This window comes from Acinetobacter sp. A1 (assembly GCF_012371315.1).
In the GTDB taxonomy this organism is placed as follows: Bacteria; Pseudomonadota; Gammaproteobacteria; order Pseudomonadales; family Moraxellaceae; genus Acinetobacter.
The window spans coordinates 60,277-71,492 of the sequence record NZ_JAAZQY010000012.1; the positions used below are offsets into that span (position 1 = coordinate 60,277).

General features: G+C 42.9%; 8 protein-coding genes. 3 read left to right on the forward strand and 5 right to left on the reverse strand.

Going from position 1 to position 11,216, the window contains the following annotated elements:
* Positions 1-125 precede the first annotated feature (125 nt).
* Positions 126-1,811, reverse strand: a complete 1,686-nt coding sequence (gene ilvD, locus HHA41_RS06395) for a dihydroxy-acid dehydratase (protein WP_168461037.1) — start codon at positions 1,809-1,811, stop codon at positions 126-128.
* A 205-nt stretch (positions 1,812-2,016) separates the two neighbouring features.
* The gene (gene ilvD, locus HHA41_RS06400; RefSeq protein ID WP_168418350.1) at positions 2,017-3,846 is read right to left on the reverse strand and encodes a dihydroxy-acid dehydratase; all 1,830 of its coding nucleotides are present in this window, start codon (positions 3,844-3,846) and stop codon (positions 2,017-2,019) included.
* A gap of 375 nt (positions 3,847-4,221) precedes the next feature.
* Between ilvD (HHA41_RS06400) and fmt the strand changes: the two genes are divergently transcribed.
* Both fmt and rsmB read left to right on the forward strand, forming a co-directional pair.
* A complete protein-coding gene (fmt, locus tag HHA41_RS06405) occupies positions 4,222-5,184 on the forward strand; it encodes a methionyl-tRNA formyltransferase (protein WP_168461038.1) in 963 nt (320 codons plus the stop codon).
* Complete coding sequence (rsmB, locus tag HHA41_RS06410; protein ID WP_168461039.1) at positions 5,181-6,488, forward strand: 16S rRNA (cytosine(967)-C(5))-methyltransferase RsmB; 1,308 nt, start codon at positions 5,181-5,183, stop codon at positions 6,486-6,488. The genes fmt and rsmB overlap by 4 nt, the downstream gene beginning before the upstream one ends.
* 123 nt (positions 6,489-6,611) lie before the next feature.
* Here rsmB and HHA41_RS06415 read toward each other — a convergent pair whose 3' ends face one another.
* From HHA41_RS06415 to HHA41_RS06425, 3 genes are all read right to left on the reverse strand, one after another.
* A complete protein-coding gene (locus HHA41_RS06415) occupies positions 6,612-6,722 on the reverse strand; it encodes a methionine/alanine import family NSS transporter small subunit (protein ID WP_168418353.1) in 111 nt (36 codons plus the stop codon).
* A gap of 1 nt (position 6,723) precedes the next feature.
* Positions 6,724-8,208 carry a sodium-dependent transporter gene (locus HHA41_RS06420; RefSeq protein WP_168418354.1) on the reverse strand — a complete coding sequence of 495 codons (1,485 nt, stop codon included), beginning with the start codon at positions 8,206-8,208 and terminating at the stop codon, positions 6,724-6,726.
* 516 nt (positions 8,209-8,724) lie between these two features.
* Positions 8,725-10,167 carry an aldehyde dehydrogenase family protein gene (locus tag HHA41_RS06425; protein WP_168461040.1) on the reverse strand — a complete coding sequence of 481 codons (1,443 nt, stop codon included), beginning with the start codon at positions 10,165-10,167 and terminating at the stop codon, positions 8,725-8,727.
* Positions 10,168-10,343: 176 nt separating this feature from the next.
* Between HHA41_RS06425 and HHA41_RS06430 the strand changes: the two genes are divergently transcribed.
* Entirely contained in the window at positions 10,344-11,027 is a 684-nt protein-coding gene (locus tag HHA41_RS06430) for a TIGR04219 family outer membrane beta-barrel protein (RefSeq protein ID WP_168461042.1), read from the forward strand.
* Positions 11,028-11,216 lie beyond the last annotated feature (189 nt).

Sequence of the window (11,216 nt, forward strand, 5' to 3'; positions counted from 1 at the left end):
AGATCAACCTCTACAATTAAAATCCTTGTGGTCTAGGGTCTATGGACAAAAACAACCATGGCGCTAGTCCCTAAATACTACACAAGGATTTATATCAATTCACATCTAATTGATCAATTAGACCTCTAGACCTCTAAATTCAGATCGGTAACCGCACCCTTCTCTGCCCCCGATGCCAGTTTGGCAAATTTTGCCAAAGCACCATGGGTGTAGTTTGGTTTTGGTTTGACCCATGCAGCTTTACGTGCGGCCATTTCTTCTTCCGACACATGCCAAGTCATTTCACGGGTTTCGGCATTAATCGAAATTTTATCGCCATTTTTAACCAGACCAATTGGCCCACCTTCATAGGCTTCTGGGGTCACATGTCCAATCACAAAACCATGACTGCCGCCTGAGAATCGCCCATCGGTAATTAAAGCCACTGAGTTTCCTAAGCCTTTACCAATAATGGCAGAAGTTGGTTTTAGCATTTCAGGCATACCCGGGCCACCTTTAGGGCCTTCACCACGAATCACCACCACTTCACCTTCTTGGACTTCACCATCCAAAATACCGCGCATTGCACCAATTTCGCCTTCAAAAACACGTGCAGGGCCTTCAAAATACAAACCTTCTTTGCCTGTAATTTTGGCCACCGCCCCTGTTGGCGATAAATTGCCTTTTAACACCACCAAATGCGAATCTTTTTTAATTGGGGCATCAAACGGTAAAATAATCTGCTGATCGGCTGGGTAGTCAGCAACATCGGCCAAGTTTTCTGCCAAAGTTTTACCAGTAACGGTTAAGCACGAACCATCTAACATTCCTGCATCGAGCATACGTTTCATTAGCGGTTGAATTCCGCCAATCGCAATCAGCTCAGACATTAAATATTTACCCGATGGGCGTACATCTGCCACCACAGGTGTTTCCTGACCAATTCGTACAAAGTCATCTAGCGTGAGCTCCACCCCTGCTGAGTGAGCCATAGCAATTAAATGCAGTACGCCATTGGTTGAACCGCCCAAAGCAATCAGCACTTTAATGGCATTTTCAAAAGCAGACTTGGTCATAATGTCACGCGGTTTAATATCCAGACGTAACAGATTCATAACGGCTTCGCCTGCACGTTGGCAATCCTGCAATTTGTCTTGAGATACTGCTTCCTGTGCCGAAGAACCCGGCAAACTCATGCCCAAGGCTTCAATGGCCGATGCCATTGAGTTGGCGGTGTACATACCACCACAAGAGCCTGCACCGGGCAAAGCCACTTCTTCAATTTGCTTGACCTGAATTTCGTTAATTTCACCTTTGGCATGCTGCCCCACAGCTTCAAACACCGAAATAATATCGGTATGTCCTGCACCTGGTTTGATGGTGCCACCATACACAAACAAGCCTGGACGGTTTAAACGTGCCAGTCCCATAATGCAGCCCGGCATGTTTTTGTCACAGCCACCAATGGCAATTACGCCATCATAAGCCTGACAACCCACCACCGCTTCAATTGAGTCGGCAATGATTTCACGTGAAACCAGTGAATATTTCATGCCTTCGGTGCCGTTAGAAATACCGTCTGAAATGGTGATGGTATTGAAAATAATACCTTTACCACCAGCCTGATTCACACCTGTTTCTGCTTCTCGTGCCAAGCCGTCAATGTGCATATTACACGGTGTGACATTGGCCCAAGTCGATGCAATACCAATGAATGGACGGCTAAAATCTTCATCCTTAAAACCGACCGCGCGCATCATGGAACGTGCAGGTGCATTTTCAATGCCTTCATAGACTTCGGCTGAATGTTCGCGAATATTCTGTTTACTCATAGCGGATTCCTTGCAAGATCGGTCAAGTCATACGGATCTAATTTATTCTGTATTTCATTGTATAGAAAGCAGGCACGATATAAAACCAAATGCCCAAGAAAAACCATGTGCGATTTAGATGTCACATCCTGCACAGGTATGCACATAAAAAAGCACCCCAATTTTGGAGTGCTTTTTTATTTAAGATTTATGCGCTAGTGGATGCTTAGATTTCGCGTACCGCACCTTTTGCCGCACTGGTGGTGTGCATCGCATAAGCTTTCAAGGCTTTTGAAATTTTACGTGGACGCTCTTCTACAGGATGCCAGCCTTTGGCTTCCTGTGCTTCACGACGTGCCGCCATGGTTGCATCATCGACTGCCAAATGAATGCTGCGGTTTGGAATATCAATTTCGATACGGTCGCCATCTTCAACCAAACCAATCGCACCACCTTCTGCCGCTTCTGGAGAAACATGACCAATTGAAAGACCTGAAGAACCGCCAGAGAAACGACCATCGGTGAGTAAGGCACATTCTTTGCCCAAACCTTTAGATTTCAAATAGCTGGTCGGATACAACATTTCTTGCATACCCGGGCCGCCACGTGGGCCTTCGTAGCGAATCACCACCACATCACCCGCTGTAATTTTACCGCCCAAGATCGCATCGACTGCAGCATCCTGACTTTCAAAAACACGTGCCGTACCGTTGAATTTTAGAATGGAATCATCTACCCCTGCAGTTTTCACAATACAGCCATCTAAAGCGATGTTGCCGTAAAGTACCGCCAAACCACCATCTTTAGAGAACGCATTTTCTGCATTACGGATGACACCACTATCACGGTCACCATCTAAACGTGAATAGTAACGGTCTTGTGAGAATGCAGTTTGAGTTGGTACGCCGCCCGGTGCAGAACGGTAGAAGCTATACACTTCTTCATTTTCAGTACGGATAATGTCCCATTTGTCTAAAGCATCTTTTAATGTTGCTTCGTGGACTGTACCCACTGAAGTATCTAATAAGCCCGCACGGTCTAGCTCACCTAAAATAGACATGATGCCGCCTGCACGGTGTACATCTTCCATGTGAACGTCTTGTTTTGCAGGTGCAACTTTACACAAAACAGGTACTTTGCGTGATAAACGGTCAATATCATCCATGGTGAAATCAACACCTGCTTCATTGGCAGCTGCCAATAAGTGCAATACGGTGTTGGTTGAACCGCCCATGGCAATGTCTAGTGTCATGGCATTTTCATACGATGCCTTAGTAACCATTGAACGTGGCAATACGCTGTAGTCGTCTTGTTCATAATGGCGTTTTGCCAATTCCACAATTAACTGACCTGCTTGATCGAACAGTTTTTTACGATTAGCATGGGTGGCAACAATTGAACCATTGCCCGGTAAAGATAAACCTAAAGCTTCAGTTAAGCAGTTCATTGAGTTTGCAGTGAACATGCCTGAACATGAACCACAAGTTGGACATGCAGAACGCTCGTACTCAGCCACTTCTTCGTCGCTGTAGTTGTCATCTGCTGCCACAATCATTGCATCAATCAAGTCAATCGCATGCTCATTACCGCGAATTTTAACTTTACCTGCTTCCATTGGGCCGCCAGACACAAAGACTACTGGAATGTTCAGACGCATTGCAGCCATCAACATTCCCGGGGTGATTTTGTCACAGTTTGAAATACATACCATGGCATCGGCACAGTGTGCGCTCACCATGTATTCAACAGAGTCGGCAATCAAGTCACGCGATGGCAATGAATACAACATGCCGTCATGACCCATGGCAATCCCGTCATCTACCGCAATGGTATTGAACTCTTTAGCCACACCACCTGCAGCCTGAATTTGCTCTGCCACCATTTGCCCAAGGTCTTTTAAATGTACGTGACCCGGTACAAATTGGGTAAATGAGTTGACCACCGCAATAATCGGCTTACCGAAATCTTCGTCTTTCATACCTGTTGCACGCCATAAGCCACGTGCACCAGCCATATTTCTTCCGTGTGTCGATGTTTTTGAACGATAGTCAGGCATTGTAAAGTTCCAACTTGGTTGTGCGGGAATGAATACGATATTCATTCTAGCGAAATAATACTGTTTGCAAGATCTTTATCACTGCAAAACAGTTGAAGAATCTTTCTATTTTACTACAGCTTGAGGTAGTAAGGCTGCTGCTTTATGTCCTAGTTAAAAAATACGCAATGGCTTAAAAACGACAGCACTTTGTTGATCATACTGAATCCAATACAAAACTTTCATGAATAATATTTAGGTTTTGCATTACCAATATTTATCATAATAATTATAGCGCAGAACAGCCGCAGAGGGGATTTGTTACATCCCTTTCCGACCTTTGAGCTGCAATTTGTTATAATTGCCGCGTTATCTATTTACATGGGTTGATTTCCATTGAAAATCGTTTTTGCGGGTACGCCTGAATTCGCTGCAAGTGCTTTGGCAGCACTCCTGAACACTGAACATGACATTGTCGCGGTCTACACTCAGCCTGACCGTAAAGCGGGACGTGGGCAAAAACTCACTGCTTCAGCGGTTAAACAATTGGCACTGCAACACGATCTTCCTGTGTATCAACCTTTGCATTTTAAATCATCTACTGAAGAAGGTTTAGCGGCCCAACAAGAATTGGCTGCCCTGAATGCCGATGTCATGGTCGTCGCAGCTTATGGTCTCATCTTGCCACAAGTGGTTTTAGATACCCCTAAATACGGTTGTTTGAATATCCACGGTTCGTTATTACCACGTTGGCGTGGTGCAGCGCCTATTCAGCGTGCTATTGCTACGGGCGATACTGAAACAGGCGTAACCATTATGAAAATGGCCGCAGGTTTAGATACAGGCGATATGATGTATAAAACCCTGTGCCCCATTACTGCAGAAGATACCTCTGCCAGCTTACATGACAAATTGGCCGAGCAAGGTGCCAAAGCGATTGTTGAAGTTTTGGCTTCAGAACAAAAATTACAAGATTATTTAGCAGCGCGTGAAGTGCAAGACGAAGCCTTAACGGTCTATGCGCATAAACTCTCTAAAGCCGAAGCTCAAATTGACTGGTCACAGTCAGCCGTTGCAATTGACCGTAATATTCGTGCCTTTAACCCTTGGCCTGTGGCATTTATCCCTTTAGATGACAGCCAAAACTTGCGAGTATGGGGTTCAGCATTATCGGATGAATCTGCACAAGGCAAAGCTGCGGGTACAATTTTAAAACTAGACAAACAAGGCGTACACGTCGCTTGTGGCGATCAACAAGCAGTGTGCTTAAGCTCGTTGCAATGGCCAGGCGCTAAGCCTCTGAACCCAGTACAAATTATTCAAACTCAAAAACTTCAATCAGGACAAGTTCTCGCATGAGCCCATCTGAATCTGGCAGCTCGCATTTGAACTTGCGTGCCCAAGTAATCCGTACTTTATTGGCTGTCCAGCAAGGACAATCTTTAAGCAGTGTTTTGCCTTTACACTTAAATAAAGTCTCAGAACGTGACCGTGCCTTATTTCACGAGCTAGTTTTGGGGACTTTAAGACAGTGGTATGCCCTAAAAAGCATTACCTTGCCGTTGTTGGTCAAACCTTTAAACAATGAAACCGTAGAAACTTGCTTATACGTCGGGCTGTATCAAGTACTCTGCACTCGTGTGGCTAGTCATGCCGCTATTTCGGAAACCGTGACTGCGACCAAGCAATTGGGCTATCAAGCCTTAAGTGGTGTGGTCAATGCCATTCTGCGTCGTGTTTCACGTGAAACCTCAGACTTTCAAACCGCTTTGACTCAGGCACATGGTTTACCAAGTTGGTTATACAAGCGTCTGAAAAAAGACTGGCCAGAACAACTGGAGCAATTAACCCAAAGCCTAAAACAAATTGCACCACTGACTTTAAGAGTCAATACACGCCAAATTAGCCGTGATGACTATCTAGAAATTTTGCAGGAACAAGAGATTGCAGCCGAAGCTTGCAGCCTGTCTGAAGTCGGTATTGTGATGCAGCAAAATGTGCACATTCCAGACTTACCCGGCTTTGATGAGGGCGTGTTTTCGGTTCAAGATGAACACGCCCAGTTGTGTGCTTCTCTCTTGCCAAATTTAGATGGCAAAGTCGTGGTCGATGCCTGCGCAGCACCTGGTGGCAAAACAGCACATCTTTTGGAAAAGTTTCAGCCTAAAAAACTGATTGCATTAGATCACGATGCCAAACGTCTGTTACGTGTCAGCGAAAACCTAGAACGTCTACAGCTGAATCAAGACACACAGGTCGATATTGTCGCTGCTGATGCCACCACATGGACGACCAATGAAACCGTAGACTGTATTGTATTAGATGCCCCATGTTCAGCAATTGGAGTCTTGCGTCGTCATCCAGATATTCGCTTGCTGCGTCAATCTGGCGACATTCAACAAACCGCAGCCTTACAACAACAGATTTTGCAACACATGTGGCAGCAACTTAAAGTGGGTGGCACATTGCTCTACATTACCTGCTCGATTTTAAAAGCCGAAAATGAACAGCAAATGCAGCTGTTTTTTGCCGAATATGACAATGCCAAAGAAGTCAAAATTGAAGCAGACTGGGGCATTGCGCAACAATATGGACGCCAATTGCTACCACAGCAAGGTCGTGGTGATGGTTTTTATTATTGCCGTATCGAAAAAACAGCATAAATTTATTGCTACTTTTTCTCTTTTCAAAAAAATAACCCTTGATCGATTCAAGGGTTATTTTTTGACTTTTTTAAACTTCAGGATGTAATTGGCATAAAGCACTTGTACATCCTCATCTCAAGTTTAGTCTTCCAGTTCATCTGGGTTTTTAATCAGATGAATCATCGCTAAGACCAATCCACCCCATAGCACCACAGTTGAAATGAGCAACATCACAATTGCCGATGTATTCATATTATTTCTCCGCTGCGTCGTGGTCTTTTAAACGGCTAAGCATTACTGCACCAATTACAAATAGCAGCACTGTACCCCCACCCACGGTGAGTAAAATATGTAATGGATAGCCACTATAGCCTTCTGCAAAAATAGATTTAAGGGTTAAACCTAAAGCAACCAATAAAGAAAGTGGTGTGACTACAGTTAAGAGAAAATTCCACCCCCAACCCAATTTGATGCTTGAGTATTGATTGACATGTGTTTGCAGTTCTTTAAGCAATGGACGACGGAACCAAGTCACCAAAATAATTGACAATAAACCACCACCGACAATACCAATGTTATTGGCAAAGTAGTCAATGATGTCTACAAAAGTAATTGCGCTGTGGGTAGAGAATAACAGGGTTGAAATAATCGCCGAACCACCTGCAATAATGGTCACTGCACGTTTACGAGACCAACCCAGTTTGTCTTGGAAAGCAGCAATAGGGACTTGCAGAATACTCACCATTGAAGTCACACCAGCAACGGTCAATGAAGCAAAGAACAAGAAACCGAATAGATCGCCACCTGCACCTAGGCTTGAAATAATTTTTGGGAATGCAATAAATGCAAGACCAATACCACCAGAAACCACTTCATCTACTGATGAACCAGCGCTGTAGGCCATGAAACCAAGCGCAGCAAAAATACCAATCCCCGCTAGAATTTCAAATGAAGAGTTGGCCAATGCCACCACCAAGCCAGAACCTGTCAAATTGGTTTTACGCTTTAAGTAAGATGAATAGGTCAGCATGATCCCGAATCCAACTGAAAGCGAGAAGAAGATATGACCAAAGGCAGCTAACCAAACTTTATAGTTCGCCATTGCTTCCCAATTTGGAGTAAAGAAAGCATTTAAACCATCTACCGCACCAGGTAAACGTAAAGCTTGAATCACCAAAATGGAGAATAAAATCACCAACAATGGCATAAAGATTTTATTCGACAACTCCACCCCTTTTTTGACCCCACCATATAAAATGAACATCACCACCGTCCACACGATGACTAATCCAATAAATAAAGTCGGTACAAAACCGAAAGCTAAGCCTTCACCATTTTGCAAATAGGTCGAGAAGAAGAATTTTTCTGTATCTGCACCCCATTGTTGACCAATGGAATAGAACATATAGCTGCCTGCCCAAGACAACACGCTGGCATAGTAAATCCCAATCAACAAGGTCACCATCACTTGCCACCAACCAAGTGATTCGCTGTTCATCAGCTTTTTATAAGCCGTTGGCGGTGCTTTACGGTACTTATGCCCGACCGCATAGTCCAAAAACAATAATGGCAAACCTGCGGCAAAGATCGCAATTAAATACGGAATTAAAAATGCACCGCCACCATTTTCATACGCAACATAAGGGAAACGCCAAATATTGCCTAGCCCGACCGCAGAACCAATGGCTGCAATAATGAAGCCTGATCGTGCGGACCAACTCTCACGAGAATCTGTCATAGAACACCTAAACTTCAGAATATTTTTTTACTGCTTGTTTTTAATTATAACCTTTTATATAAATAAACCTGCTTTTTCATTAGCTTAAATTTACTTATATTACGGTACTTTAGCGCACACAAAAAATATTCTGCAAAAAATGAAAATCTGGGTGTTTGCTTTAGAGTTACACCTTGTGAGCGTCATGATCTAAAGATCAAACAGCGAAATATTCAGAAAATCTTGCTTAAAGTTTTTACAAAATAGTGCGCTTTTGTATGGCTTAACAATACTCATTTTTGAACAATTTTTCTGTAAATTCTGCTCAGAAAGATGCTTTTTATATGCACTTTTTTAATCAAACGTTCAAATTCCATTCCATTTTGACTTGATTTTTTGGTTATAAATAATATAACTATTTGGAATATATTTTTTAGCTTGTTCTGATTATTTTACTTTTCATTCATTCTAAGCAGCACCGAAGTCGTTTTTAAATCGCTACAGCGCTGGCTAAATGACGCGAAAAAGAGCAATGCCTTAACGCTTAATTACCAATAAACGTTCTTCTTGCATATCACGAATGGCAGATTGAATCCCTTCTCGCCCTAAACCTGAATCCTTCACCCCTCCATAAGGCATATTGTCCACGCGGAAGGATGGAATATCATTAATAATCACACCACCCACCTGCAACTGCTCCCATGCATACAGCATTTTATCCAGACTTTGTGTATACACACCTGCCTGTAAACCAAAACGGCTTTGATTAATACGCGCAATCCCTTGTTCAAAAGATGAATATTTTTCCAAAATGGCAACTGGCCCAAAGACTTCATCTTTATATACTTCTAAGTTTGGATCGACCTGTTCCAATAAAGTCGGCTCAAACATCACCCCTTTGAGTTCCCCACCGACCAACAATTTTGCACCTTTCTTCACCGCCTTATCGATCCATTTTTTTAGACGCTGCGCTTCAGAAGCCTTAATCATTGGGCCAACTAGCGTCGTGTCTAAATCTGGGTCTGCCGCTTTGATTTTTTTCAGCTGGCTGACCATTTTCTTTTTCAGCTCAGCATATACATCTACATGCACTAAAATACGTTGCACACTAATACACACCTGCCCTGCATGATTATATGCCCCGCCAATGAGACGATTGATCAGCGCATCATTCAATTCTGTATCAGGTTCAATCATCACTGCTGCATTGCCGCCCAACTCTAAGGTCACTTTTTTACGGCCTGCACGGGCTTTCATATCCCAGCCCACCACATCTGAACCCGTAAAACTCAACAACTTAAAACGGTCATCGGTAACTAAAACATCTGCTTGTTCCCGCTCACAAGGCAATACCGAAAAAGCACCTTTTGGCAACTCCGTTTCTGCCAAAACTTCAGCAATTTTTAATGCTGAAATAGGGGTAGCACTGGCAGGTTTCAGTACAAAAGGACAACCTGCTGCAATGGCAGGCGCAATTTTATGTGCAGTTAAATTCAGTGGAAAATTAAACGGACTAATTAAAGATACTGCACCGATTGGCACATGCTTGACCATGCCTTGATAATTTTCAGCAGCAGCCGTCACAGCCAAAGGCAAAATGCGCCCTTCATCTAATTGCGATACAGCGTCTGCCGCAATTTGGAAGGTATTAATTAAACGCTCCACCTCTGCCATTGCAGCCATGCGTGGTTTTCCACCTTCAGCTATTAGAATGTCAACCAATTCTTCACGCATATCTTGGAAACGCTGCACACAATGCAGCAGAATTTTTTGTTTTTGAAAAGGCTGTAATTTTGCCATTTCAGCTTCTGCTTTTACCGCAGCACGAACAGATTTTTCCAGCGTTTTGGCATCTGCAAGTGCAACACGGGCGTACAATTTTTGAGAATATTTATGCTGAACGTCTAACCATTGCCCTGTTTCTAGCGCTTTACTGGCCACATAAAGCGGATAATCCACGGGATGATTGATATTTTGCATACTAAAATCCTCAGTTTTTGGCACGAATAGGCTGTATTTTTTGCAAGAATTTTCATTCAAGTAAATGTATGATGCACTAAATTGGACAATAGCGCATAAGATATAGACATCCTATGCAAAATCACAATTTAAATCCAATCACGACAAAATGATGTCCACAAAATTTTAGGGTTCTTATGATCACCATACCACGTTTTGCTTTAGCACTCAGCCTTGCTGGCTGTTCATTAGCACATGCCGATATCATTGGTGTAAAAGCCAGCCTAGATTACTGGAAATACAGTGCAGACTGGACTCAAACGCAACTTTCACCTGCACTTGATGATGATTATGCCCTACCTTTTAGCGTTTCAGTCGAGCATCCTGTGCCATTTTTGCCCAATGCAAAAATTAAACACACCAATTTACAGGCCGAAAGTGAACAAAGTGTTGCAGGTGTAAAAACCCATCTGCTCGATTTAGACTATTCAGATTTCATTTTATATTATGAAATTTTAGATAATATTGTTGCAGCAGATGTTGGATTCGGCGCAAAAGTACTCGAAGGCGACTTAAGATCGAATTTGTTTTCAACACAAGACGTCAGTGAAACGCTACCTATGCTATATGCAGAAGCAGCGGTCAAATTACCGTTTACGGGTTTAAGTGCCAAAGCTGAAGCCAACTATGCCAAAAATAGTGACAATGAAGTGCGTGATGCTCAAGCTGAAATTAAATATAACTTTATTGATGCGATTCTAGTGGATGTCGGTTTAAAAGCGGGTTATCGCATCTTAGACATTAAACTGAATCAAGATTCCAACCAAGAAACTCAATTAGAGTTTAAAGGTCCATATTTAGGCTTAGAAGCACATTTCTAAGTATTTGAATTTATATAAGTTTAAAACCCTTAAATTATGTTTAAGGTTTTTTTATTCTTAGTATTTTATTTTATGCATAAAAAAACACCCTCAACGCTTGTTGAGGGTGTTTGAATAATGAGCTGGCGATGACTTACTCTCACATGGGTAACCCCACACTACCATCAGCGCGAAGAGGTTTCACTTCTG